This window comes from Mycobacterium sp. E787 (assembly GCF_001668725.1).
GTDB lineage: Bacteria > Actinomycetota > Actinomycetes > Mycobacteriales > Mycobacteriaceae > Mycobacterium.
Genome location: NZ_LZKL01000088.1, coordinates 1 through 24,831, shown reverse-complemented (window position 1 = coordinate 24,831; position 24,831 = coordinate 1). Strand labels below are relative to the sequence as shown.

Annotated in this window: 28 protein-coding genes; 14 read left to right on the top strand and 14 right to left on the bottom strand. The window is 69.5% G+C overall.

The window, feature by feature from the left end:
- Positions 1–111, top strand: a 111-nt coding sequence (locus tag A5705_RS27315; RefSeq protein WP_156763149.1) for an AraC family transcriptional regulator, incomplete at its 5' end; no start/stop codon positions are given.
- A gap of 2 nt (positions 112–113) precedes the next feature.
- On the opposite strand, the gene A5705_RS17140 is transcribed toward A5705_RS27315, so the two are convergent.
- Entirely contained in the window at positions 114–1,172 is a 1,059-nt protein-coding gene (locus A5705_RS17140) for a helix-turn-helix transcriptional regulator (protein ID WP_068278758.1), read from the bottom strand.
- Between the two features lie 42 nt (positions 1,173–1,214).
- The gene (locus tag A5705_RS17135) at positions 1,215–2,360 is read right to left on the bottom strand and encodes a glycosyltransferase (protein ID WP_067883555.1); all 1,146 of its coding nucleotides are present in this window, start codon (positions 2,358–2,360) and stop codon (positions 1,215–1,217) included.
- Positions 2,361–2,495: 135 nt separating this feature from the next.
- Between A5705_RS17135 and A5705_RS17130 the strand changes: the two genes are divergently transcribed.
- Positions 2,496–3,365, top strand: a complete 870-nt coding sequence (locus A5705_RS17130) for a chemotaxis protein CheB (RefSeq protein WP_067883497.1) — start codon at positions 2,496–2,498, stop codon at positions 3,363–3,365.
- A gap of 12 nt (positions 3,366–3,377) precedes the next feature.
- Here the strand turns inward: A5705_RS17130 and A5705_RS17125 are convergent, their stop codons facing one another.
- The 3 genes from A5705_RS17125 to A5705_RS17115 are packed head-to-tail and all read right to left on the bottom strand — an operon-like array spanning position 3,378 to position 7,032.
- A complete protein-coding gene (locus tag A5705_RS17125; RefSeq protein WP_067883498.1) occupies positions 3,378–5,219 on the bottom strand; it encodes a CheR family methyltransferase in 1,842 nt (613 codons plus the stop codon).
- A gap of 54 nt (positions 5,220–5,273) precedes the next feature.
- The gene (locus A5705_RS17120; protein WP_068278765.1) at positions 5,274–6,032 is read right to left on the bottom strand and encodes an STAS domain-containing protein; all 759 of its coding nucleotides are present in this window, start codon (positions 6,030–6,032) and stop codon (positions 5,274–5,276) included.
- Positions 6,025–7,032 carry a chemotaxis protein CheB gene (locus A5705_RS17115; protein WP_067883556.1) on the bottom strand — a complete coding sequence of 336 codons (1,008 nt, stop codon included), beginning with the start codon at positions 7,030–7,032 and terminating at the stop codon, positions 6,025–6,027. The genes A5705_RS17120 and A5705_RS17115 overlap by 8 nt, the downstream gene beginning before the upstream one ends.
- Before the next feature lie 121 nt (positions 7,033–7,153).
- Here A5705_RS17115 and A5705_RS17110 point away from each other — a divergent pair, with 121 nt between their 5' ends.
- Both A5705_RS17110 and A5705_RS17105 read left to right on the top strand, forming a co-directional pair.
- Positions 7,154–9,274 carry a catalase gene (locus A5705_RS17110; protein WP_068278756.1) on the top strand — a complete coding sequence of 707 codons (2,121 nt, stop codon included), beginning with the start codon at positions 7,154–7,156 and terminating at the stop codon, positions 9,272–9,274.
- 28 nt (positions 9,275–9,302) lie between these two features.
- A complete protein-coding gene (locus tag A5705_RS17105) occupies positions 9,303–9,560 on the top strand; it encodes a Rho termination factor N-terminal domain-containing protein (protein ID WP_067883500.1) in 258 nt (85 codons plus the stop codon).
- Between the two features lie 9 nt (positions 9,561–9,569).
- Here A5705_RS17105 and A5705_RS17100 read toward each other — a convergent pair whose 3' ends face one another.
- Complete coding sequence (locus tag A5705_RS17100; RefSeq protein WP_067883558.1) at positions 9,570–10,145, bottom strand: nucleotidyltransferase; 576 nt, start codon at positions 10,143–10,145, stop codon at positions 9,570–9,572.
- Positions 10,146–10,314: 169 nt separating this feature from the next.
- On the opposite strand from A5705_RS17100, the gene A5705_RS17095 reads away from it, so the two are divergent.
- The 3 genes from A5705_RS17095 (at position 10,315) to A5705_RS17085 (ending at position 13,005) form a co-directional block, all read left to right on the top strand.
- Positions 10,315–11,259, top strand: a complete 945-nt coding sequence (locus tag A5705_RS17095; RefSeq protein WP_067883501.1) for an acyl-CoA dehydrogenase family protein — start codon at positions 10,315–10,317, stop codon at positions 11,257–11,259.
- A 26-nt stretch (positions 11,260–11,285) separates the two neighbouring features.
- Positions 11,286–12,059 (top strand): PIG-L deacetylase family protein, encoded by a 774-nt coding sequence (locus tag A5705_RS17090; protein ID WP_068278763.1) that lies wholly within the window; start codon positions 11,286–11,288, stop codon positions 12,057–12,059.
- 181 nt (positions 12,060–12,240) lie between these two features.
- The gene (locus A5705_RS17085) at positions 12,241–13,005 is read left to right on the top strand and encodes an endonuclease/exonuclease/phosphatase family protein (protein WP_067883502.1); all 765 of its coding nucleotides are present in this window, start codon (positions 12,241–12,243) and stop codon (positions 13,003–13,005) included.
- A gap of 9 nt (positions 13,006–13,014) precedes the next feature.
- Here A5705_RS17085 and A5705_RS17080 read toward each other — a convergent pair whose 3' ends face one another.
- Together A5705_RS17080 and A5705_RS17075 are read right to left on the bottom strand one after the other, a co-directional pair.
- Positions 13,015–13,338, bottom strand: a complete 324-nt coding sequence (locus tag A5705_RS17080) for a DUF3349 domain-containing protein (RefSeq protein ID WP_067883503.1) — start codon at positions 13,336–13,338, stop codon at positions 13,015–13,017.
- Between the two features lie 120 nt (positions 13,339–13,458).
- Positions 13,459–13,695 (bottom strand): general stress protein CsbD, encoded by a 237-nt coding sequence (locus A5705_RS17075; protein WP_067883504.1) that lies wholly within the window; start codon positions 13,693–13,695, stop codon positions 13,459–13,461.
- Between the two features lie 179 nt (positions 13,696–13,874).
- Between A5705_RS17075 and A5705_RS17070 the strand changes: the two genes are divergently transcribed.
- The 5 genes from A5705_RS17070 to A5705_RS17050 all read left to right on the top strand — a co-directional run bounded on the left by A5705_RS17070 (position 13,875) and on the right by A5705_RS17050 (position 19,252).
- Positions 13,875–14,705, top strand: a complete 831-nt coding sequence (locus A5705_RS17070) for an SDR family oxidoreductase (protein ID WP_067883505.1) — start codon at positions 13,875–13,877, stop codon at positions 14,703–14,705.
- Between the two features lie 183 nt (positions 14,706–14,888).
- Positions 14,889–15,362, top strand: coding sequence for an STAS domain-containing protein (locus A5705_RS17065; protein WP_082956521.1), 474 nt, complete (start codon positions 14,889–14,891; stop codon positions 15,360–15,362).
- A gap of 276 nt (positions 15,363–15,638) precedes the next feature.
- The gene (locus A5705_RS17060) at positions 15,639–16,037 is read left to right on the top strand and encodes a heme-binding protein (protein WP_068278754.1); all 399 of its coding nucleotides are present in this window, start codon (positions 15,639–15,641) and stop codon (positions 16,035–16,037) included.
- A gap of 98 nt (positions 16,038–16,135) precedes the next feature.
- The gene (locus tag A5705_RS17055; protein WP_068278760.1) at positions 16,136–17,191 is read left to right on the top strand and encodes a DNA topoisomerase IB; all 1,056 of its coding nucleotides are present in this window, start codon (positions 16,136–16,138) and stop codon (positions 17,189–17,191) included.
- A 267-nt stretch (positions 17,192–17,458) separates the two neighbouring features.
- On the top strand, positions 17,459–19,252 hold the full coding sequence (locus tag A5705_RS17050) for a thiamine pyrophosphate-requiring protein (protein WP_068278752.1): 1,794 nt from the start codon (positions 17,459–17,461) through the stop codon (positions 19,250–19,252).
- A gap of 19 nt (positions 19,253–19,271) precedes the next feature.
- On the opposite strand, the gene A5705_RS17045 is transcribed toward A5705_RS17050, so the two are convergent.
- Positions 19,272–19,934, bottom strand: coding sequence for a UdgX family uracil-DNA binding protein (locus tag A5705_RS17045; RefSeq protein WP_067883509.1), 663 nt, complete (start codon positions 19,932–19,934; stop codon positions 19,272–19,274).
- Between the two features lie 31 nt (positions 19,935–19,965).
- Positions 19,966–20,526: a hemerythrin domain-containing protein gene (locus tag A5705_RS17040; RefSeq protein ID WP_067883510.1), complete on the bottom strand. Its 561-nt coding sequence runs from the start codon at positions 20,524–20,526 to the stop codon at positions 19,966–19,968.
- A gap of 134 nt (positions 20,527–20,660) precedes the next feature.
- Here A5705_RS17040 and A5705_RS17035 point away from each other — a divergent pair, with 134 nt between their 5' ends.
- Entirely contained in the window at positions 20,661–21,698 is a 1,038-nt protein-coding gene (locus A5705_RS17035) for a hypothetical protein (protein WP_067883511.1), read from the top strand.
- Between the two features lie 26 nt (positions 21,699–21,724).
- A complete protein-coding gene (locus A5705_RS17030; RefSeq protein ID WP_067883512.1) occupies positions 21,725–22,084 on the top strand; it encodes a hypothetical protein in 360 nt (119 codons plus the stop codon).
- Here A5705_RS17030 and A5705_RS17025 read toward each other — a convergent pair.
- The 4 genes from A5705_RS17025 to A5705_RS17010 all read right to left on the bottom strand — a co-directional run.
- Entirely contained in the window at positions 22,035–22,346 is a 312-nt protein-coding gene (locus A5705_RS17025) for a hypothetical protein (protein ID WP_067883513.1), read from the bottom strand. The genes A5705_RS17030 and A5705_RS17025 overlap by 50 nt on opposite strands.
- Before the next feature lies 1 nt (position 22,347).
- Positions 22,348–23,844 carry a molybdopterin-dependent oxidoreductase gene (locus tag A5705_RS17020; protein WP_068278750.1) on the bottom strand — a complete coding sequence of 499 codons (1,497 nt, stop codon included), beginning with the start codon at positions 23,842–23,844 and terminating at the stop codon, positions 22,348–22,350.
- A 13-nt stretch (positions 23,845–23,857) separates the two neighbouring features.
- Positions 23,858–24,364 carry an oxidoreductase gene (locus A5705_RS17015; protein ID WP_067883515.1) on the bottom strand — a complete coding sequence of 169 codons (507 nt, stop codon included), beginning with the start codon at positions 24,362–24,364 and terminating at the stop codon, positions 23,858–23,860.
- Between the two features lie 172 nt (positions 24,365–24,536).
- A partial coding sequence (locus A5705_RS17010) for a DUF4190 domain-containing protein (RefSeq protein WP_156763147.1) occupies positions 24,537–24,831 on the bottom strand: 295 nt, incomplete at its 5' end.

The following is a 24,831-nucleotide window of genomic DNA, read 5'->3' as shown; positions in this document are numbered from 1 at the left end:
GTCACCCAGATCGCCGCCAGGTGGGGGTTCGCGCACACCGGGCGGTTCGCGGTGCTCTATCGGCAGACCTACGGCCAAAGCCCCCACGCCACGCTCAAACAGCTGACGTAGCGTCAGTCGCGCAACGTGGTATGCGGGCTTTGGCCGTAGGTCTGCCGATAGAGCACCGCGAATCGCCCGGTGTGCGCGAACCCCCACCTGGCGGCGATCTCGGTGACGGTGCTGCCGGACGGCTCGGCGGCGATGAGATCGTCGTGCGCGCGCTGCAGCCGGACGCGACGCACGTATTCGGTTGGCGTGGTGTCTAGCTGACGCCGGAAGAGGTACTGCACCGCCCTGGGCGTCAGATGGACCGCGGCCGCGATGTCGTTGATGCTCACCTCGCCGGCTGCGTGGCGGTGGATATAGGCCACCGACTCCTTGAGCGCTTCCGGGAGTGTGGGGTCGCCGGCCAGGCCCTGGTCGGAGGCGGTGGAGGGGTAGCACTCGAGCAGCGCCCCGGCCAGCAGCGGGGCCAGTGCGGCAACGATCAGCGGCTGCTGGGCGGTATCCGGCGCGGCAAGCGTCGCAGTCGCGTAATCCAGCGCCCGATGCCATGCGCGCACCGCGCCGCGCGAGCGTGGGCGCCAGTTCAGGAACCGGATCTGGTGCGGCAGCGGGGCGTGCCCGTCCGCGGCGACCCGGTGCAGCGCGTCCGCACCGACGCTCACCACGTCGAACCGCGCGCCACTCACCCGCAGCGCGCACGACATGCCGTGCGCGACCAGGATGGGGCAATCGACGTCCGGGAACGGCCCCCCCGTCACGGTCAACGATCCCGCGCGGGGCTGGATCACGACAACGGTGTCGGCGGGCGGGACTTCGAAGGTCAATCGGCCCTGGATCGAGACCTCGTCGAGGGTCATCGAAGCTGTCGCGGAGCGCCGGTGCGTGACGGCGGAGCGGCCGGTGACGCCGCTGACGCGCCACCCCGGCGTGTAAGCGCCGGCATAGAACCGGCGGGTCGCTACCGGCTCGACGATGCGGAATTGCTCATACCGCACGGCGGCTCCGCTGTGGGCCGACCCCGGGTCGGGCGGGACGTTGGGACGCAGATCGACCTGGATCGCGTCCGGTACGCCGGCGAGCCCGACGGCCAGGCCGGGTGCCGTGCTGTCGGCGACGGCCGTCATCGGGGACCCGCCCCGCGGTCACCGGGTCGCGTCACGGTCGCATCACCGGACGCCCGCCGACTGAGACTCCGCGGGCAGCCGACGTTGCGACCCCAGCTGCCGGTAGATGTTCAGTGAGTCGAGCGCGATCCGGTCCCACGTGTAGCGGGACACCGCGCGGCTTCGACCGGCCGCTCCCATGCTCTCGCAGTGAAAGCTTTGGGCAAGCAGCCTTCTCAAGGCCTCCGCCAGCGCGGCGGGGCTGGGCCGCGACAGCAGCTGCCCGGTGACCCCGTCCACGACCGCGTCGCTCAGGACACCGACCGGCAGCGCGACCACCGCCACCCCGCTGGCCATCGCCTGCAACGCCGGCGTCGCGCGCAGTGGCCGCCGCGGCGTGCACACGACCACGTCGGCGGATCGCAGCAACGCCGGCAGGTCGTCGGCGCCGACCTTGCCGGCGAACCGGACCCGGTCGGATACGCCCGACTCGGCCGCGACACGTTCGAGCGCGGCCCGCGCACGGTCGTGACCGGGCCCACCGGCGGCGGTTTCGGCCAACACGAGTTCGGCGCCCATCACCCTGGGCAGAGCCCGGATGGCGATGTCGAAACCGTTGCATTCCAACGGGTCAGGCGCCAGGCAGAGAATGCGATGCAGGCCGTTGCGGGCGGCCGCCGGGCCGACCGGACTGAATCGCTCGACGTCGACGCCGCCGCACAGGCTCGACACCCGGGACCGGCCCCGACGCACCCGGGACAGCACGTCGACGTCGCCCGTGCACTCGGCGGTCACCCACGTCGCGCCCCGCGCCAACAGCGGCTCGATGCGTTCGCGCTCGCACTCGCGGCGGCCATCAGCGGGACGTGACGTCGCCGCCAGCCCCAGGAAGGTCTGCACCGTCGGCAGCCGCTGCCGGCTTGCGGCCAGTTGAGCGGCCAACCCGCCGAGCCAACCGTAGGCGTGCACCACTTCGGGCGCATCCGCCGACCACAGCCGCTCGAGGGTTTCCGCCCACTCCCCGACATACGGCAACACCTCGGCTGCCGAAGCCACCGCGCGGGGACCCACGCGGACCACCTTCGCGGGTCGCCGCCCTTGTTGCCGGACGTAGGCCGTCGCCTCGTGACCCCGGGCCGCGAGCGCGGCGCACAGCTGCTGGGGGTCGTCGTCGACCAGGTCATCACCGGTGACGATCGCGATCTTCACCATGGCCCACGGCCTACCCGGCTCGCCGCCGGCGAAACGCCGCCCCCCTTTCTCTTCGTCGGACGGCCCGACGTTTCGCATATCGGATCGTCCGGCGCCTTGGGAAGCGGCCGCCCACCGGAGGACACTGGGGAAATGACGACCGCACCAGAGCGCCCGCCGGTTGAGCTGGTGGTCCTGCTGGCGTCGGCGGGCGGACTGGACGCGTTGTCCATCGTCCTGCACGACCTGCCGGCCGAGTTTCCCGCCGCCGTCGTCGTGCAGCAGCACCTCGGCGGCCTCAGCAGCGTGCTCCCCACCATCCTCGGCAGGCAAACCGCCCATCGGGTCAGTTGGGCGCAGGACGGTCAGCCCGTCGTGCCGGGCCAGGTGGTGGTTTGTCCCCCGGGCATGCACCTGGAACTCACGCACGACGGCCGCTGTCGGCTGCGCGGGGTGGCGGCGCTGGTCGAGCGGCGCTTCGACCTGCTGCTGGCGTCGGTGGCCAAGTCGTACGGGGCGCGCAGCGTGGCGGTGGTGCTGTCGGGCTCCGGGCACGACGGCGCCACCGGCACCGTCGCGATGAGGCGGGCCGGCGCCATCGTCATCGCCCAGAGCCAGGAGACCGCCCAGTACCCGTCGATGCCGCTGGCGGCGATGCGTGCCGGCGCCGATCTGGTGTTGCCGGTGCACGAGATCGGGCACGCCCTGGCAGAGATCGTCGCCGGCGCGGCGCCCAGGCCCTCGGCACAGCGCCCGCCCGAGACCCACGGCGACCAACCGAGCGCCGCGGAGGCGGAACCGGCGGCCGACGGGCGCACCGCGCCCAACAGCGCGGCCGCCCGCGCCGAATTGGCCCGGCAGCGCGCGGCCGAGCTCAAGCGCAGGCGCCAAGATCTGTCCGAAGGGATCGGCGCCACGGCGCAGACCGTGGCCGTCGCGCAGCGCAGAGCCAACGAGTCGCTGCGCCGGGCGCAACTCGCCCATCAGGCGGCGTCGGAGGCAGCCGCACGCTGGGGGCAATGACCGTCAATACGGCTAGCCCACGACCTCCATCAGCAGCAGCGCCCCGCCGACGGTACCGTCGGCCGAACGGAACGACGTGCACACGACCCGCACCCGGGCCGGGCGCCCGCGCCGGTTGACCGCGTCCACCACGGTTTCCCCGGAGCTGTCCGGGTCGACGAACGCGTTGCCGATCAGCGGCCGCACGGTGTCCAGCGGCAGGCCGATGTCCAGTCCGGTCAGGCGGGATCCCGTCGTCTCGTCGGACCGCAGCCCCCACAGGTCCTCGCAGCCGCGGTTCCACACCACGACCCGCATTTCCCGGTCCACCACCACCATGCCCAGCTGAACCGAGTTGATCAGCGAATCCAGGAAGTTCTTGGCGTCGTCCAGTTCCACGCTGCGTTCGCGCAGCGTGTCGTTGATGGTGTGCAGCTCGTCGTTGGTGGACTGCAGCTCCTCGTTCATCGTCTCGAGCTCTTCGTTGGTGGACTGCAGCTCCTCGTTGGTGGTCTCGAGCTCCTCGACCGTGGACTGCAGTTCCTCGTTGGTGGTCTCGAGTTCCTCGTTGGTGGATTGCAGTTCCTCGTAGGCCGCCTCGAGCTGGCGGTTGGTCTGGACGACCTTGTCGAGCAGCGCGCGCGTCGCGGTGACGTCGAAGAACACGATCGACACGCCGAGCAGGCCGTTCTCGGCGTCGACGAGCGGGTTGACATGGATCTCGAACCACACCGTCTCGGCGCCGGGTCGCTGCCATTTGACGTCCGGGATCCGCGTCGAGCGCCGCTCCACCTTGGCCTGCTCGAGGTAGGCGCGCAGCTCGACCGGGCGGTAGGACACCTCGAGGTCGCGCAGGAGCCTGCCGATGTCGCGGGCCGACAGGCCGAAGATGCTCTCCGCCTGCTGGTTGATCATCGCGACGGTGTCCTCGCCGGTGATCACGATCTGGGCGACCGGGCTGGCGCGAAAGGCCAAGTCGCGCACGGTGGTCAGGCCCGGCAGGTCGGCGTGGCGGTCGTAGAAGGCCGCGGCCGGGTCGTAGCGGTCGACGGCGGCCTGGATGCCGGCGACCTTGCGGAAAATCCGGTTCTTGAGGTTCAGCGGAGCGAAGCGGTCGCTGTGGCTCAGTAGCATCTCGGCGTGCCCGAGGAACAGCGTGCCCTGGGGCGCGAGCGCGAAATGCAAGCGCCCCACCACGTTTCGCTGCGTCTCGGCATTGAGGTACATCAGGGTGTTGCGGCACACCAGCAGGTCGACGCGCGAGATCGGCGCGTCCTTGACCAGGTCGTTGCGGCCGAAGATGACCGCTCGGCGCAGATCCTTGTGGAACACGTAGCGGCCGTTGACCTGTTCGAAATAGCGGGCCAGCAGGTCCGCCGGCACCGACTCGACGGCCTTGGCGTCATACGACGCCGCGCGCGCCTCGGTCAGCGCCTCCTCGTCGATGTCCGTGGCGTAGATCTTGACCCGCTGGCGGAACGCGTCGGGGCCCAGCGCCTCGGCCAGCAACATGGCCAGCGTGTAGGCCTCCTGCCCCGAGGCGCATCCTGCGCTCCAGACCCGGATCGGGTCGGTGGGCCCCCGCTCGGCCAGCATCCGCGGAATGACCTCGGCGGCGATGAACTCCCACGCCTCCGGGTCGCGGAAGAATGCGGTGACGTTGATGAGGATGGTGTTGAACAGCGCCGCGAATTCTTCCGAGCTGGCCTGCAGAACGTCGAGGTACTCCTCGAAGGTGCTGTAGCCGGCCTGATCCATGCGGTGCCGGACCCGGCGCATCAGCGAGGTGCGCTTGTAGCCCGTGAAGTCGAAGCCGCGGGAATCCCGCATATAGCGCAACAAGGCCTCGAAGGCCTCGTCAGTGGCAGCGTCCATCAGCGTCCCGTTCGAATGCGCGTTCGGCGAAGGATTCGAACACTACTCGCAGGGTTACAGCTGGTTCTCGCGACCGACCAGTGCCCACACCGTCTTGCCCGACGACGTCGGGGTGGCCCCCCACGCCCGGCACAGCGCGGACACGATGGCCAGCCCGGAGACGATCTCGGCACCGCGGTAGGCGTCTTCGTGCCGGCCCGGCAGGTGCTCGCTGCAATCCTCGACCGCGACCGTGACGGTGTCGCGATAGCTCTCGACGATCAGCACCGGGGCGCTCTGGGTGTGGTCGAGGACGTTTTCGACGAAGACGGTGCCCACCGTAGCGGCGACCGGAACCAGGTCGGCGATGTCCCACTGGGTGAGCCAGTCGGTGATCATGGCGCGGGCCAGGCCGACGGCCACCCGGGTGGCGGGAAGCTCGCTGCGGGCCCTCCGGCGCACCGGTAACGGCTCGTCCCGCAGGGCATCCAGCGCCAGCTCGAGGTTGGGATGAACGGGGACGTACCGGGTCACGCCGCCGGCGGCGATCGCCCTTCGCACCTGCGGTCGCGCGCACACCAGCAGGATCGGGACGTCGGGCCAGGTGCTCACGTGCCAGCGCGCGCTGGTGAACACCGTCCAGGCCGACGCGGACGGCGCCGACAGGCCGTTGACGTCGACGATGACCGCCCGCGGCTCGTCGAGGGCGGCCTTGATCACGGTGTCGCGGATCGTCCGATAGGTGTTGCTGTCCAGCACCCCGTCCATCGCGAGAATCGGCACGTCCCGGTGGGGCGCCGCGTCGATCCGGACCGCCGACCGCCGCTCATCCACCGGCATCACCGCCGTCCGGGGCATTGGCCGCCAGGCGGTCGCTAAGCACGCTCAGAGCCCGTTCGCTTTCCTCGGCCAGCATGTTGTAGTGCCGCGACAGCAGCCCGGGACCGGCCCTTTCGGCCGATTGCCGCGCCAGTTTGGCCTTCTCCTGCAGGCTGCGCAGCGCGACCCATAGGGCGCCCTCGATCTCGGCGTCCCGCGCCGCCAGCAATGCATCGGCCGTCCAGGCGTGGCCGACGCGGCAGCGAAAGTGGCCGTCGGTGATCGAGGTCAGCGAGCCGTTGCAGTCGGGGCACGTGTATCCCGAAGGCGCACCCAGATCTTGGGTGTCGAAGTCGATCGCGAACCGCGACCTCATGGCGATACGGTTCTCCAGGTCCAGCGCCACGTCGGGTTCCATGACCGGGTCCTCGAATTCTTCCTGGGACAACTCTTTGAGGATCGCACCGATGTCGGCCGCCGCCGCCTGGCGATCGACCACGCCGGCGTGTTGTGCGTTGGCGGGCAGCGCCGGGAACAGCGCGTCTTGCGGTGACTGGCCGATGGTGGTGCCGCCGCGCGAGCGGATCGCGGCCAAGCCCTGCACGCCGTCGTCGAGCACGCCCGAGAGCAACACGCCGATCGCGCGGGGCCCGAACGCCAGGGCGACCGAGCGGAACAGTGCGTTGATGGCGGGCCGGTGCCCGTTCTCGGTCGGCCCCTCCGACAGCACTATATGGTGGTCGGCGACCAACAGGTGACGGTCCGGGCGGCTGACGTAGATACGGCCGGGCTCAAGGCTGTCGCCGTCCTCGGCGGCGACCGCCGGCAGCGGACCGCTGCGATTAATGATTCGCGCCAGTACGCTCGGCGCACCGGCGGGCACATGCAGCACGACGAGGTAGGCGTATGGCACATCCACCGACAAGCCGGCGGCCAACCGTGACAGCGCGTCAACACCGCCCGCCGAGGCCCCTATCGCGACCACTCCGCGCAGGCCGTCGCTTACATCGCCCATTTCGCTGGTCGCGTCACTCACCACCCTCGGCTACCCGCATCAAGCCTACGTAACCGGGAGTCCGGTGGATAGGGACCGATCGGCCCTGTTTACCGCGGGTGAGCCGTGGTAACCGAACGCCATGGACACCGACCACACGTCCGATCCGAAGCAGCGCGACCTCGAGCCAGCGCGGGTCCCCGGCGACACCGGGTACCTGACCACCCAGCAGGGGGTTCGGGTCGACCACACCGACGATGCGCTGACCGCCGGGGAGCGGGGACCCACGCTGCTGGACGACTTCCACGCCCGCGAAAAGATCACCCACTTCGACCACGAGCGCATCCCGGAGCGGGTGGTGCACGCGCGGGGGGCCGGCGCGTACGGCTTCTTCGAGCCGTACGACGACTGGCTGGCCGAGTACACGGCGGCGAAATTCCTGACCACGCCGGGCACCAGGACCCCGGTGTTCGTGCGGTTCTCGACCGTGGCCGGCTCCCGCGGCTCGGCCGACACCGTCCGCGACGTGCGCGGGTTCGCCACCAAGTTCTACACCGAGCAGGGCAATTACGACCTGGTCGGCAACAACTTCCCGGTGTTCTTCATCCAGGACGGCATCAAGTTCCCCGACTTCGTCCACGCGGTAAAGCCGGAGCCGCACAACGAGATTCCGCAAGCCCAGTCGGCCCACGACACGCTGTGGGACTTCGTCGCGCTGCAGCCCGAGACGCTGCACACCATCATGTGGCTGATGTCCGACCGCGCGCTGCCGCGCAGCTACCGGATGATGCAGGGTTTCGGCGTGCACACCTTCCGCCTGGTAAACGACCGCGGCGAGGGCACTTTCGTCAAGTTCCACTGGAAGCCGCGCCTGGGTGTGCATTCGCTGATCTGGGACGAGTGCCAGAAGGTCGCCGGGAAGGACCCCGATTACAACCGGCGCGACCTGTGGGAGGCCATCGAGTCCGGCCAGTATCCCGAGTGGGAGCTCGGGGTGCAGCTGGTGCCCGAGGCCGACGAGTTCGCGTTCGACTTCGACCTGCTCGACGCCACGAAACTCATTCCGGAGGAACAGGTTCCGGTCCGACCGGTGGGCAAGATGGTGCTCAACCGCAACCCCGACAACTTCTTCGCCGAGACCGAGCAGGTGGCGTTTCACACCGCGAACGTGGTGCCGGGCATCGACTTCACCAACGACCCGCTGCTGCAGTTCCGCAACTTCTCCTACCTCGACACGCAGTTGATCCGCCTGGGCGGCCCCAACTTCGCGCAGCTGCCGGTGAACCGTCCGGTCGCCGACGTCCGCAACAACCAGCGGGACGGCTACTCCCAGCACGCCATCCCGCAGGGCCGGTCCAGCTACTCCAAGAACACTGTCGGCGGCGGCTGTCCCGCGCTGGCCGACCACGACGTGTTCCGCCATTACACGCAACGGGTGGACGGCGCCGCGATGCGCAAGCGTGCCAAGTCCTTCCAGAACCACTACAGCCAGGCGCGGATGTTCTTCAAGAGCATGTCGCCGGTCGAGGCCGAACACATCGTCGCCGCGTTCGCCTTCGAGCTCGGCAAGGTGGAGGTGCCCGACATCCGCTCGGCGGTGGTGGCCCAGCTGGCCCGCGTCGATCATGATCTGGCCGCGCGGGTGGCGGCGAAGCTCGGCCTCCCCGAGCCGCCCGACGAAGCGGCCGACGGCGCGGTGGCCACCTCGCCGGCGCTGTCCCAGGTCGGCGTGAGCGACGGCATCGCCACGCGCAAGATCGCCGTGCTCGCCGCCGACGGTGTGGACGTCGTTGGTACGCAACGCTTCACCGAGCTGATGCGGCAGCGCGGCGCGGTGGTCGAGGTGCTGGCGCCGGTCGCCGGCGGCACCCTGCGCGGCGGTTCCGGCGGCGAACTCGCCGTCGACCGGGCGTTTACGACGATGGCGTCGGTGCTCTACGACGCCGTGGTGGTGGCGTGCGGGCCTGATTCGGTGGAGACGCTCTCGCGCGACGGCTACGCCGTGCACTTCGTGGTCGAGGCCTACAAACACCTCAAACCGATCGGCGCGTACGGTGCCGGGATCAAGCTGTTGCGCGCCGCGCACATCGACGCCCGCCTCGCCTCCGACAGCGAACCGGCCACCGACGTCGTCAGCGATCGGTCGGTGGTGACCACGACCGCGGCCGCCGACGAGTTCCCCGACGCGTTCGCCGCGGATTTCGCCGCCGCGCTGGCCCGCCACCGCTGCTGGGAACGCCAAACGGACCCGGTACCCGCCTAACACCGGGTTTCACAAAGGAGGAGGAATCATGCCACGTTCGTCGATCAAGAACGAAAAGATGTATCAGGATCTCCGCAAAAAGGGCGACTCCAAAGAAAAGGCCGCGCGGATCTCCAACGCGGCGGCCGGCCGCGGCAAGTCGTCGGTCAGCCGCAAGGGCGGGAAGTCCGGTTCATATGCGGACTGGACGGTTCCGCAGCTGAGGAAGAAGGCCAAAGAGCTTGGCATGTCGGGCTATTCGAGCCTGACGAAGGACAAGCTGGTCGCCAAGCTGCGCAACCACTGATCCGCCCGCTCAGCGGGTCAGGCCGAGCCGGTCGGCCAACACCAGAAATGCGACCGCGTAATCGTTGTCGGCGGTCTGGGCCCTGATCTGCTCCCAGTCCAGCCGTTCGCGCACCGCCCGCACGGCCGGCAGCAGCCTCGCGAAGTCGCAGTGATGTTCGTTGAGGGAACGCAGCTTCTGGATAACCACCATGGTGGGCGGGAGCACCGGCATCGCGATCGCCAGCACATCGCGCTGCTCGGCGCGCTGCAGCGTCGACGGTCCCACCCGTTCGCCGTTGATGCGGTGCAGGATGTCGACCACCGTATCGCCGTTGCGCGCCTTGAACAGCCAGTCCTCCGGGGGATGCTCGATGGCGAATCCGGCATCGGCGAGGGTGGCCTCGGCCCCGGCCACGTCGGACTCGGCCACCACCAGATCGACGTCGTGGCTGGGTTCGGGCGCGCCGAAGGCCCACAGCGCATAGCTGCCTGCCAACGCGAAACTCGGCCCGTTCTCCTTGAGCGCGGAGGCCGCGCTGCGCAACGCTTCTCGCAGGTGCGCGCGGGCTACGGGGGTTTCGGTGGGCGTCTCGGTGGGTGTCATCGTGCATAGGTCATACCCCGCCCCCGGATCGTGCAACCTGGCCGGCACCGGTGCGGCGTTTTTCGTCATCCGTTTAAGCGGCGGCCAGATTGGCAAATCTTCAAGTTATGTCAGCCCCCGTATTTCGCGCTCGCCATGCCCGCGAGAGATCGGCGGCGGGTGATAACGCGTGACGGCGGGATTGGTCAAGCACTGGCTGGAGTCGGGGCGACTCGAGTTGCCGTTGCCCGCCTCGGGGCGCACCCCCGAACGGTGGCAGCGTCTCGCCCGGCTGGCCGAGGACGACATCGTGGCGGCCCGCATCGCCGAGTCCCACGTCGACGCCGTCGCGATCCTGCACGAGCTGGGCGGCAAGCCGCCCGATTCGGACCAGCTGTGGGGGGTGTGGTCGACCGAGTCGCCTGACGCCACGTTGATCGCCACCACAGTCAGCGGCGGCGCGGTCGTGCTCAACGGCACCAAGGTGTGGTGCTCAGGCGCGGGCTTCTGCACCCACGCGCTGGTGACGGCCCGGCTCGACGACGGACGGCGCGGCCTGTTCGCGGTGGCGGTCACCGAACCTGCCGTCAAGGCGTTGCCGACCACGTGGTGGAACGTCGGGATGGCCGGCAGCGACACCAGGGCGGTGCAGTTCACCAACGCCCAGGCCGTCGCCGTCGGCGATCCCGACGACTACGTGAATCGGCCGGGATTCTGGCACGCCGCGATCGGCGTGGCCGCGTGCTGGCTGGGCGGCGCGCGCAGGGTCGCCGAGCCGCTGTATCGCTGCGCCACAAGCAAATCGGCGGACGCGTATTCGCTGGCCCACCTGGGCGCCGTGGACGCCGCGCTCGCCGCGGGGGACGCGATCCTGGCGGCCGCGGCGATGCAGATCGACTCGGACCCCTTCGACCGCTCCGACACCGCCCAACTGCTGGCCCGTCGCGCCCGCACGGTGGTGGAACACGCGGCCGACGAGGCCATTACGCGCACCGGGCGCGCCCTCGGGCCCGGTCCGCTGTGTCAGGACGGCCGGCACGCTCAGCGGGTCGCCGACCTGACCATCTACATCCGGCAAAGCCACGCGGAGCGCGATCTGGCGGAGCTCGGCAGGCTCGTCGGGCGCACGCAATGACCACCATCGAGCGCCCGGTCCGCTCCCTGAGGACCCTGCCCCCGAGCAACCTCGCCAAGTTCGCGGCCAAACCGCTGACCCGCGGCGGCACCCCGGTCCCGGTTTGGCTGGCCGCCCTCGACGGACGACCGCCGCCCACACTCGACCTGAGCGCCTGCCCGGGGCTGATCGTCGTGGCGCCCCACCCCGACGACGAGACGCTCGGCCTCGGCGCGACGATCGCGCAGCTGGCCGCGGCGGGCGTCGATGTCCGGGTGATCACGGTCAGCGACGGCGGCGCAGCGCGCCCCGGCACGACGGCACGCGAGCGGGCGCGCGCGGAAATCACCCGGCGGTATGAATCACGAAGGGCGGCAGCAATTTTGGGCATCGCGGCGCCGGTGTCGCTGGGGCTGCCCGACGGCGAACTGGACGACCACGAGGACGTCATCGCCGACCTGCTCACGGGAATCCTCGGCGACACCGCGCCGGGGACGTGGTGCGCCGCCACCTGGCGCGGCGACGGGCACCCCGACCACGAAGCCGTCGGGCGCGCGGCCGCCGACGCCTGCGAGCGCACCGGCGCCGCGCTGCTGGAATACCCGGTGTGGATGTGGCACTGGGCCAGCCCCGCCGACCCCGCGGTGCCCTGGGACCGGGCACTTTCCGCACGCCTGCCCGGCTGGACGCTCGATCGCAAACGCCTTGCGGCCCAGTGTTTTCGCAGCCAACTCGAGCCGGGCGGCGGGGGCACCCCGCCCGTGTTGCCGGCGTTCGTGCTGCAGCGGCTGCTCGCGGTGGGAGAGGTGGTGTTCCGCTAGCCGGGCGCGGCGGGTCGCCGCCATCGGCCCCGCGGCGATCGCAAGCGCGGCGCAGCCGGGCGCGGCGGGTCGCCGCCATCGGCCCCGCGGCGATCGCAAGCGCGGCACAGCCGGGCGCGGCGGGTCGCCGCAAAAGACCAGCCGCCGAGTGCACTCCCCGAGAGTGGGTATCGAAACACCTATGCGCGTAGCGACGTTCAACATCTTGCACGGCCGCACCGTCGGGAACGGGGTGCACCCTGCGCGCCTGGCGGACTGCGTGCGCCGCCTGGATCCCGACGTGCTCTCGCTGCAGGAAGTCGACTGTGACCAACCGCGGTCTTCCCTCGCGGATCTCACCGCGGTGGCGGCCGAGGCGATGGGAGCGGTGGAGCATCGGTTCGTGGCCGCGATCTCGGGCACGCCGGGAGCGACCTGGATGGCCGCCACCGGCCATGAACAACCCGGGACCGCCGCCTACGGAATCGCGCTGCTGTCACGGTTTCCGGCCGCCAGCTGGCAGGTCGTGCGGTTGCCACGAATTCCGATGCGGTTTCCCATGTACCTGCCGGGGCCGAACCGGGTGATGATCGTCGACGAGGAACCGCGAGCGGCGGTCATCGCGCAGCTGCACACCCCGTGGGGCGGGCTGACGGTGGCCAACACGCATCTGTCGTTCGTGCCGGGCTGGAACCGGCGCCAGCTACGCCGGCTGATACACGACCTGCGCGGCTTCCCGGGCCCCCGGCTGCTGACGGGCGACCTCAACATGACGCCCGACGCGGTGCGCCGCTGGTCGGGCATGCGGGCGCTGGCCGTCGCCCGGACTTTTCCCGCGGAAACCCCCCACCGCCAGCTCGACCACATCCTGACGGACGACCCGGGGCTGCGCGGCGGCGCCGTGCAGTCCGACGCGATGCCGATCTCCGATCACCGGCCGCTGGCCGTCGACCTGGAACGGGTGTGAGCTCCGCGCCTACCCGCCGGCCCGGCCGATCGCGTCGAGCCGCTGCTGAACCCGATCGATGTCCTCACACGAGGGCATCTCGTCGGTGATCCGGGTGATCGCCACGCCGACATCGGCATTGTCGATGGCTTTGTCAATGGCACTGTCGATGGCTACGTCGATGGTTCGAGGCGGGTGCCCGATCAACGCGCTCGCGATCACCGCGACCTCGTCGTCGCCGATCCGCCGCGGCAACAACGCCAACAGCGGCGCGTAGCCGACGGCGGGCGCGTGGTCCGGGTAACCCGCGCGCAGAAACGCAACGATGCTCGAAAACCCGTTGCGCAGGCCCATCTCTTCCCTCTCCCACCACCGGCGGCCGGTTCTTGCCGAATAGCCCGGGGCGCCGGTTTGAAACCATCAAAATAGGGGGTCCGGCCCGACATGCGGACCGGACCCCCTGTTGGTATCGACTTACTGGTTTTCCTTCTGGCGCTCTTCGGCGGCCTTCGCGCCGGCGCGCGCCGACTCCGCTTCGGCTTCCTTCTTGCCCGCGTCGCGCTGGGCGTCGGCCTTGTCCTGCTGAGCCTGGCCTTCCTCGACCAGGTCGTCGCGGCCGGTGACGGTCCCGCCGAACTCCTTGACTTTGCCCTTGACGCCCTCGACGGCGCCCTTGACGGCTTCCTGCGGTCCGCTCTTGTCATCCCCCATGGGTCGACCTCTCTTTCGGTGGTTACGTCTTGATTCGCATTTACCGGCTTCCCGCCCGGCGCGCGGCCAAACACCGCGGCGCCGATCGTGTGCGCATGATCACGAGCGCGCTCCGCCGCGCGAAAGTCATGTTTGAAAACCCAATTCCCGGGTAGTTACAGCCGTCGACCAGGAAGGGGGTGGCGTCACTGAGCACCATCGCTGTCATCGGGGCGACCGGCACGGCCGGATCGCGCGTCGTCGCCAGGCTGAAGGCCCGCGACGTCGCGGTGGTCGAGATCTCCCGCCGGCACGGCGTCGACGTGGTGTCCGGGCGGGGATTGTTCGAGGCGCTGGAGGGGGCGGACGTCGTGATCGACGTCTGCAATCCGCTGTCCGAGCGGTCCGACATCATGCGGACGGTGGCCACCGCCGCCCGCAACGTCGTGGCTGCGTGCGCCGCGCGGGACATCCGGCGACTGGTCGTGTCGACGGTTGCCAACGTGGAAGACCCGGTGTTCGACGGCTTTCCGTACTACGAGGCGAAACGGGAGGCGAAGGCCATCGTTCTCGACAGCACGGTTCCGGCGACGATCGTGAAGTCCACCCAGTGGTACGAGTTCGCCACGAACCCCGTCGCGGTGAGCTCGCGCGACGGCGAGGTGGTGGTCGAGGACTGGCTGATCCAGCCCATCGCCGCCGACACCGTCGCCGATGTGCTCGTCGAGGCGGCCCTGGGTCAGACGCATCCGCCGCGCACCATCACCGGCCCGCAGGCCGTCCACCTGCCGGAGCTGACGTCGAAACTGCTGGCGCAGCAGGGCGACAACCGTCGCGTGCGCGCCGTGCCGCCCGGGCTCGGCGCGCTCGGGACCGGGGCGCTGCTGCCCTCCGACGGCGCGGTGGTCGTCGGCCCCGACGTCGACACCTGGCTGCATACCCTGGCCCCGGGCGCCGCGGACGGCGTTTCGGCCGACGGCGACGGCGCCGTGGCGAGCACGAGGCGGCTGCGCGACCTGTCCAAGACCTGAGTGGCGGCCGGACCGGGAAGATTTGGCGGTGGCGACGCCTGCCGTATTCGTGTTCGCCATGCCGGCGGCTGCCGGGGCGGCTAGGCTCGTGCTCAGTTGAATCCACAGCTGCCGCAATCACGAGCGGCGTGTAGGACAGCGCAGTCGCTCGCCCTGCTCACCAAATTTGAGGGGCGCTATCAGATGACTTCTTCACCGGAACCCAAACCCCACTGCTGCGGGGAACCGCGCAATCGCTACGTGATCGATTGCGCGGGGGCGCGGGTGCACGTGCACGCGCGCAGCGTGGCCACCGTCCTGCGCATCGACGGCGAGATCGACGCCGCCAACGCCGACCTCGTCGCCGAGGTGGTGCGCCGCTTCGCGCGGCTCAACGCGCCGCTGGTCCTCGATCTCAGTGGGCTGGATTTCCTGGGCAGCGCCGGCCTGCGTGCGCTGCTCCTCCTCAACGAGGAGCACCGGGCAGCCCAACTGCACAACAACGTCGTCCGCGGTGCGGCCCTGGGCCGGCTGACCCGCGTGGTCACCGACCACGGCTTGCCGGTGGTCGATTCGGTTCCCGAGGCCCTGCAGAACACCCACGACTTCATCCGCGCGCGCCGTCGGTTCCTCGCCGGCCTGGCCCGCCAGGGGGAACCACAGCGCAAGGCGCCGTAGCCGCCCGCTTCGACCGCAATCAAGGTCACGGTTTCGTCACGATCCGGATCACGATTGCTTAAGAGCCGGTGCCGTTCTTTAAGAATTCTCAGCATTGGCGCCCGAATGTGGTTGTCCGCTTAGCAAAAACCCCGCCCGGTGGCCGCATTCGGCGGTGCGGGGCGCGGGCTTGCCGTTTGGGCCGACAAAGCCACTGTTCGCCTCCGCTACTTTGGATTTCGAGGATCGGGAGCCTCTCTGGAATCAATTGATCAATTTCGAAGGACAACACTGATCATGAAAATCAGCAGTATCGTCGCGCGCCGGCGAGTCGCCGGCGTCAGCGCGGGCTTCCTGCTCGGGGGACTGACCATGGGCATCGTCGGCGCACCGTCGGCCGCCGCAGCACCCGACTGCAGCCCGGGCGGTGTGAACTCCACCGTCTCCTCGGCGCAGGGCGCGGCGCAGCAGTACCTGGCCGCCCATCCGGACGCCAACCAGGCGGTCACGGCCGCGCTGGGCCAGCCCCGGCCCGAGGCCGCGTCCAGCCTGCGCGGCTACTTCACCGCGCACCCGCAGCAGTACTACGACCTGCGCGGCATCCTGGCGCCGATCGGCGACACCGAACGGCAGTGCAACGTCACGGCCCTGCCGCCGACGCTGGAGTCGGCCTACCAGGAGTTCATGGCCGGCTGATCGCGCCGGGAACGGCCCGCCACACCGCCGTGGCGGGCCGTTTCGCGCTGGCCGGCCGCGGGTAATTGTCCAGTCAGCCAATGGGTATGGAGGCAACCATGCGGCTGCGTCGCAGCGATCTCGGCAAGCCGGGGATCACCCGCAAACGCCGGGGCAAGGGCTTCGCCTACTACGACCCCGCGGGCAACCGGGTGTCCGACCCCGACACCCTGGCGCGCATCAAGGATCTCGTCATTCCGCCCGCGTGGAAAAGGGTGTGGATCTCGCCGCAGCCCAACGGCCACATCCAGGCGGTCGGCACCGACGCGGCGGGACGCCGCCAGTATCTCTACCACAGCGCATGGCAGCAGGAGCGCGCCGAGGAGAAATTCGACCGCGTCCTTCAGTTGTCGGTGCAGTTGCCGCTGTGGCGGGCGCGCATCGCAAAAGACCTGTCGCGGCGCGGCTTGACCCGCGAACGCGTGCTCGCGGTCGCGCTGCGCCTGCTCGACCGCGGCTACTTTCGCGCCGGCGGCGAGCAGTACGCCGAGGAAAACGAGTCTTACGGGCTGGCCACGTTGCTGTGCAGCCACGTGACGGTGCGCCGCCGCGCGGTCGCGTTCGACTTCCCGGCCAAGAGCGGGGTTCGGCGCACCGTGGAGATCGAGGACGCCGAAATCGTCCGGGCGGTGCGGGCGTTGATGCGGCGCCCGCAGCGCACCGACCGCCTGCTGGTGTGCCGCAATGACTCCGGCTGGGTCGACATCCGCTCCGACGACCTGAACGCCCGGTTCAAGGAGATGGTCGGCGCCGAGTACACGGTGAAGGATTTGCGGACCTGGCACGGCACCGTGCTGGCCGCCGCGGCGTTAGCCGACGCGGACCCGCCCGTCTCGCAGCGGGTGATCAAGCGGGTCGAGTCCGCCGTCATGAAGGAGGTCGCCGAGGAACTCGGCAACACGCCGGCGGTGGCCCGGGGCTCGTACGTGGACCCGCGCGTCGTCGCCGGTTACGAGCAGGGCCTGACCATCGAAGCGGCGGCGCGTCGGGCCGAACGCGCCCGTCGACCCGACGCCGCGCAGGAAATCCTGGAGAAGGCGACCCGCATGCTGATTCGCCGAGTGGCCAAGGGCCACAACGCATCCAGCTTGTCCGCGCTGCCCAGGAGCGCGTGAGTCAAGTGGTGTGATGGGCCGAGCCCGACGATCGGCTCGGCGTTGTCGTGGCGGGACGGCCAAACTTGGCGCGCGTCGCAGGAATAACGATCACGAATGCGGGTATGCGGGAACCTGTGCGCCGAGGCACGCGCCACAGCGCTGCTCGGATGCTGCCCGGAAAGTCGAACCCATGGCGATCCGGGGTCTGGTTGGGCGCGGCGAATACGCCAATGCCGTCGAGATCCTGCGCGCCCGGCGACACCCCAATGACTAGGAGGGCAATCAATGTCGAAACAAGAGGTCTCGGACTACCTGCTCGAGCGGTTGCGGGCGTGGGGAGTCGAGCACGTGTTCGCGTTCCCCGGCGACGGCATCAACGGGATCCTCGCCGCCTTCGGGCGCGCCGACAACAAGCCCATGTTCATCCAGTCGCGGCACGAGGAGATGAGCGCCTTCGAGGCGGTGGGCTACGCCAAGTTCACCAACCGCGTCGGGGTCTGCATGGCCACGTCCGGCCCCGGCGCCATCCACCTGCTCAACGGGCTCTACGACGCCAAGCTCGACCACGTCCCGGTGGTGGCGATCGTCGGGCAGACCAACCGCAGCGCCATGGGCGGCTCGTACCAGCAAGAGGTCGACCTGCTGAGCCTGTTCAAGGACGTCGCCAGCGACTACGTCCAAATGGTCACTGTCCCAGAGCAATTGCCCAACGTGCTGGACCGCGCGATTCGGGTGGCCCTGGCCCAGCGCGCACCCACGGCGATCATCATCCCCTCCGACGTGCAGGAGCTGGAGTACTCGCCGCCCACGCACGCGTTCAAGATGGTGCCGTCGAGCCTGGGCATCGAGTGGCCGGCCGTCTCCCCCGACGACGCGGCGATCCGGCGCGCGGCCGACGTGCTCAACGCGGGCAAGAAGGTCGCGATGCTGGTCGGCAACGGCGCGGCCGGAGCTTCCGAGGAGCTGAGCGAGGTCGCCGACCTGCTCGGGGCCGGCGCCGCCAAGGCGCTGCTGGGCAAGGACGTGTTGAGCGACGAATTGCCCTGGGTCACCGGGTCTATCGGCCTGCTGGGCACCCGGCCCAGCTACGAACTGATGCGCGACTGCGACACCCTGCTCACGGTCGGCTCCAGCTTCCCCTACACCCAGTTCCTGCCCGAGTTCGGGCAGGCCCGCGCCGTGCAGATCGACGTCGACGGCCGCTTCATCGGCATGCGGTACCCGTACGAGGTGAACCTGGTCGCCGACGCGAAGGCCGCGCTGCGGGCCCTGATCCCGCACCTGCGCCGGAAGGAGGACCGCGGTTGGCGCGACACCGTCGAGGCCAATGTGGCGCGCTGGTGGGAAACCATGGACATGGAGGCGAAGGTCAGCGCCGACCCGATCAACCCCATGCGGCCGTTCTCCGAGCTGTCCCGCCTGCTGCCCGAAGACGCCATCGTCACCGCCGATTCGGGGTCGTCGGCCAACTGGTACGCGCGCCAACTGAAGTTCCGCGGCAACATGCGGGGCTCGCTGTCGGGCACGCTGGCGACCATGGGGCCCGGCGTCCCCTACGCGATCGGCGCCAAGTTCGGCCACCCGCGCCGGCCGGTCATCGCGTTCGTCGGCGACGGCGCGATGCAGATGAACGGCATGGCCGAGCTGATCACGATCAAGCACTACTGGCGCGAGTGGGGTGACCCCCGGCTGATCGTGGCGATCCTGCACAACAACGACCTGAACCAGGTCACCTGGGAGATGCGCGCGATGGCCGGCTCGCCGAAATTCGCGGAGTCGCAGAACCTTCCCGACGTCGACTTCGCCGGGTTCGCGGCCAGCCTCGGCCTGGGCGCGATGGCCATCAAGGACCCCGAGGAACTCGGCGACGCGTGGCGCAACGCGCTGTCGGCGGACCGTCCGACCGTGCTCGACATCTACACCGACCCGAACATGCCCCCGATTCCCCCGCACGCCACCTGGGACCAGTTCAAGGCGGCCACCACCGCGGTGCTTTCCGGCGACGAGGACCGGGTCGGCTTCGTCAAGGTGGGGCTGAAGACCAAGGCGCAGGAGTTCTTGCCGCACAAGAAGAGCTGAGGGCAAAGGGCCGCGCGGCTCAATGCGCGTAGGCGTTGCGGGCGCCGCGCAGGTCGTCGACGAATAGCCGGTAAGCCTCGTCGCGGGAATCGCTGCGGTCGCGCAGCACGGCCGAGGGATGCACGGTCGCCATCACGATCGGCTCCGGGTCCAGCCGGACGTCGACGGTGGTGGGGAACGGGATGACGTGGCCACGCTCGGCGGACACCCGAAACGCCGCTCCGAGAAGCGATTGCGCGGCTGTCGCGCCGAGGCAGACGATCACCTGCGGCCGCACCGCCTCGATCTCGGCGATCAGCCACGGCCGGCACGCAACGACCTCGGTGCGGCTGGGTTTCTGGTGTATCCGCCGCTTGCCGCCCTTGCGGGTGAACTTGAAATGCTTGACGGCATTGGTCTGGTACGTCAGCGTCGGGTCGATCCCGGCATCGTCGAGCCCCCGCGCCAGCAACCGTCCCGCGGGGCCGACGAAGGGCAGGCCGGCGCGGTCCTCCTGATCCCCCGGCTGCTCGCCCACCAGCATGATCGGCGCCCCCGGGTGGCCGTGGCCGAAAACCGTTTGCGTCGCATCGGCATACAGCGGGCAGCCGTGGCACCGGCCGGCCGCGGCTTTCAGCGCCACGAGGCCGCGATCCTCGGGCAGGTACCGCGCGGCGCTGATCTTGGTGGCGGCTATGGACATACTCCTACGCAGCGGGCGGGAAACGGCCTCCTCAGCCCTTCCCGACGATGGCGTCGCGGGCCCGGTCCAGCATCGCGGCGAACGGCCCGGCGGCCAGGTTGGCCGCCTGGGACTCCACGCCCGCGTGCGGCCGGGTGGGCGCGATCGCCTCGGCAAGCTTGGCGGCGCGCCCCATCCTCGCCAGCTCCTCGTCGCTCAATTCCTCGCCCAGCTTGGCGAACTCGTCGGACTCCTCGTGCTCGGCATGGTCGATGACCGCGTCGCGGAGCTCGGTCAGCTGGCGGGTGAACTCCTCGCTGTCGACGTCGAGCTTCTCCAGCTTCTGCAGGACCGTCTTGGCCTCGTGCTCCTCTTCCAACCGCTTGCCGACCACCGCGGCACCGTTGCCGAGCTTCCGCTTGGCCCGCGGGTGAACGATTTCCTCTTCGGCGGTCTCGTGCACGGCAAGCATCCGCCGAAGTTCGACGAACGCCTTCTCCCGCTCCTTCCCGCCGGCCGACAGCGTGTCGGCGAACAGGGACTTGATCTGCTCGTGCTGACTGACAAGAAAGTCGACCACATCGGTGGGCGACTTGATGGCGTGCTGCGCCATGATGTCCCTCCCATTCAAGTCTTTTGGCTTCCGGTGGCGCGCGGGCTGTTGCGCGCTCCTGTTGCGGCTACCCGACCCGCCCGGCCACCAAACCGGCACGTGTGGCGGCGCGTCGAGCGGGTATTTCTTCGATCATGGGTTGGCGTTCGGGGCTCGTGGGCGCCGTCAGCGCCGTGACGGTCGCGGCGGGCTGTGCGACGTCCGGATCGACCCTGGAGAGCGCGCCCGGGGTGCTGGTGTGGTCCGTCCGCGCGCCGCTGCGCCAGCCGGTCTGGTCGTACCGGACGCACGCGCTGGTCGCCATCACCGACGACCACCGGCTGGCCGAGGTGTCCGGGGGTGCCCGCCCCGACGACGCCACGACGCGGCTGTCGGCGCCCCTGGCGGTGGGACGCAACCTGCAGATCAGCCAGAAGGACGACGGGGTAGTGTTCGTGCCGCAACCCGACCGCGGCAAGGTCGCCTCCGTCGACCTGGGCAGCCTGCGCCAGGTCAACGATTTCGACGCCGGGCCGCATCCTGCCTACCTCGCCGAGGACGGCGGAATGCGGATATTGCTCGCCCTGTCTGCCGACGGAACCGCGGTGACGCCGGTGGACCAATACGGCTTCCGCAAGCTGCCCACCGCGCCGGTCACCGACGACCCGGCGGACAGCATCGACGGCGCCAACCGCGGGCGAAAGATCGACTACCACCTCTACGGCGCCTCGGGAATCCGCTATTACGAGGGTTTTTCGTCGCCGCCGCGGCAACGGGGCGCGCTCGGCCTGGACGTCGCGGTGTCGGCGGGCGACGGCGCAGCGGACGCCCGCAACTATGTGGCCGGGCACGACAGCAACACGCTGTACGCCGTCGATTCGCGCCGTGGCGGCAGAGGGATGGAGCTGCTGGCCAGCGCCCAGTTGCCCTCGCCGATACGCGAATTGGGCACCGACGACACCCGCATCTACGCGGCCACCGACCGCGAGGTGGTGGTCCTCGAGACCGACAGCTTCACCGGCTTCCCGGACCGCAAGATCCCGGTGATCCGCGTCATCGACTACCGCTCCCACCTGCCCGCCGGCGCCGCCCGATCGGCCGGCCTCTCGGGCATGGCCATCGGACCCCACCGTGTCTATCTGACGCTGGCCGACAACCCGTATGTGGTCAGCGTCGCCAAGCCACATCTGTGAGCGTCCGCGAGGGCTAGGAGAAACCGATGAGCGCAACACATGATCGCACCCGCGAGGCGATCGACATCGACAACGACGTCGAGTTGATCACCGAACAGATCAAGGCGCTCAGGGAACTTGCCAAACAGGACGACGCCGAGGCGATCAGCGAGGGCCAGCGCTACGACTTCAGCATCCGGTGGGGCACCGTGCTGGCCGGCCGGCTGCGGCGGCTGGTGCACTACAGCTCACTGGGCCGGCTCGACGAGGCGGACGAGCGCCGATTTCGCGCCTTGCGCGACGAACTGCGCACGCTGTCGCACCTGATCGACCGGTTCCGGCTCGCAGCGCCCGACTTCACCGACCGGCCGCCCCCCTCGGCGAAACGCTTCCGTCCCCGTCGGTGAGAAAATCCTTCTCCGACAACACGATTCCGGTCCGCGGCTTCGCGCAATCCGGGTTGCGACAGGTCAGTGCGACCAGGTAGGCGTCGGAATCCTCATCGAGGAACAGGAAGCCGAGATACAGGGCGTCACCAACGTCGAAGTCCTTCGCCCCGCAGCACTCGCAGTACCCACCCTTGGCCGCGATGTGCGCCCACACCCGTTCGCGGGCCGCCGGATACAGCGCGATCAGCTCAGGGCGCACCAGGGTGTCGTCGTCACGCATGTCAGATCTCCACGTCCTTGTCGTAGTGGACGTTGTCCTCTCGCCAGCCGCCCAGGCCGTGGCCGATGCCGCGGTGGTCGTCGATGAATTCGATCTGGTTGATCCATTTGGCCATCTTGAAGCCGACCTGGGTCTCCACCCGCAGCCGCAGCGGCGCACCGTGCTTGATGGGCAACGGTTCTCCGTTCATCTCGTACGCCAGGATGGTTTGCGGTTTGTAGGCCAGTTCGAGATCCATCACCTCGTAGAACTGCCCCTCCCCCTCGGCGCTCGGTTCGTCGCGGCCGGTGTCCTGCATGGTCAGGAAGCACACGAACCGGGCCTGGGGCAGCGGGCGCACCAGTTCCACCAGCGCCGCCAGCGGGAGGCCCTTCCACTCGCCGATGCTCGACCAGCCCTGCACGCAGTTGTGCAGGACGCGTTGGCTTTTCGGCTCGGCCAGCGCGCGCAGGGCGGCCAGGTCCAACGTCACCGGCTCCTCGACCAGCCCCCCGACCCGCAGCCGCCAGTCGACGAAGTTGTGCACCGCCATCACCTTGTACTCCGCCGAACACGGCGGCTTGCCGTTGACGCGGTGTTCTTCCGACAGCATCCGTTCGGGGTAGTCCTGTCGCGAGTCCAGCGGGCGCAGCAGGATCAGCCGGGCGCGCGTGATGACGGCGCCGAGGATGCGGCGGACCTGGACCGGCCGGCGCAGGCTCCACACCGTGGCCGCGACGTGGACGGCGACGATCGCGCCGAGGATCACGAAGGACCACACGGTCGCAAGCGTGACGTTGCGGACCGAGCCGAAGATCATCGAGGCGTTGAGCTGACCCCAGCCCCAGAAGAAGACCATCGACACGTGTATCGCGATGAAAACCACGAACGCGACCAGCCCGAGGAAGTGCAGGCTGCGCGCCGATTGCCGCCCGCCCCACAGCCTTACGAACCAGGGGAAGCGGGCCTCGATCGCCGGGGACTGCGCGGCGCCGGTGAGGATCTGAAACGGTGCCAGCACGAAGATGACGCCCGCGTAGGTCAGTTTCTGGATGGCGTCGAGCGGTTCGTCGGGCAGCAGCGGGGGCAGGTTGAACGTCGTGTAGGTCACGATGTCGTTGCCGGCTTCGACGAAGGTCGCCCACGACCGGGGCCAGTACCGGTGCCATTGGCCCGTGGCGAACAGCAGGACGTAGTACGAGAGCCCGACCAGCACCCAACCGATCACCGAGATGAAGTGCCAGTGGCGGCCCATGCCGAGCTTCTTGTGACCGGGCAGCGCCACCAGCGAGCTGTAGTCCTCTTCCTCGTCGAGGGTGTCGTACAGCTTGTCGGTCGGCATCGTCTTGGTGGTGAAGCGCGCCCACTCGGTGCCGGGCTTGCTGTCCTCACGCCAGTACAGCTTGGGGTGGGTGGACAGGATCTCGATGCCGCTGCGCAGCAACAACGTCAGGAAAAGGACGTTGAGCCAGTGGTCGATGCGCAGCCATGCGGGGTAGTCGAGCACGATTTCTGTCATCTGCGCCGCCCGGTCAGTCCTCCCATTGCTGCCGGCGCGGATGGGCCACATTGATGCCCAGCAGCACCGACGCGTGCACGCCGATGTAGGCGCCGGCGAAGGCGAGCGCAAAGGTCGCCGGGGCGACGTCCCACCGCCCGGTGACGGCGGTCAGGCCGGGCAGGCTGGTGATCCGCGTGGCGACGTCCACGCCGAGAACGACGACCGACAGCAGGCTGCCGAAATACCAACTCGCTTGTGCCACAGCGGGATTGCGACCCACTCCCATGCCGGCGGCGACCAGCAGGCAAGCGGCGATGACCGCGACGGCGTAGCCCACGAAGGCCGCCGGCAGCGCGTCCTGGGTCGCCATCGAATACATCAGGTAGCCGTGCGTCGCGGCGATGCCGGCGAGCAGGGCGGCACCCAAACCCGTTACCACCCTGGGCAAGTCGAAGGCGACGTAGCCGCCGAGGGACAGCACCCGAAACAGCCGGCTGCGGTGCCAATTTTCCGGCCACGACCCGACGACAAAACCCACAACGCGCGCGTACCCGGTGCCGAATTCCTCAAACTTCGACTTGTAGGAACTGCCCGTTTTCGGTTCCGTTTGCAGTTGGGACCCGAGCGACTACATTCGCGGCAGGGTCGCACGCTAAGGAGGAGGCCGCCGCGTTGCATCCTCAGGATCCGCTCGGGTACGGCCCGTTCAGCTACGATCCGCTCGGCCGCGTGCCGCCGGCGCCACCGCCGGTCGCGCCGCCCCCGGCCAGGGCGATGACCAACAGCGCGACCAACGCATACGACAGCGCCACCCCGGCCACCGCGCGGTTGCGGCCCGGCTCGCCGGTGCGCCGGATCCGAGCGAGCGCCAGGTGCCCGAGGATCGCGCCGACGGGCGGGGACAGGAACGCGAACACCAGCGATTGCGTCGCCAGCGCGCGCCGGCGGGCGTCGACCGCATCCCGCTCTACCAGGTTCACCAGCCCAACCCGGTGTTCCCCGACT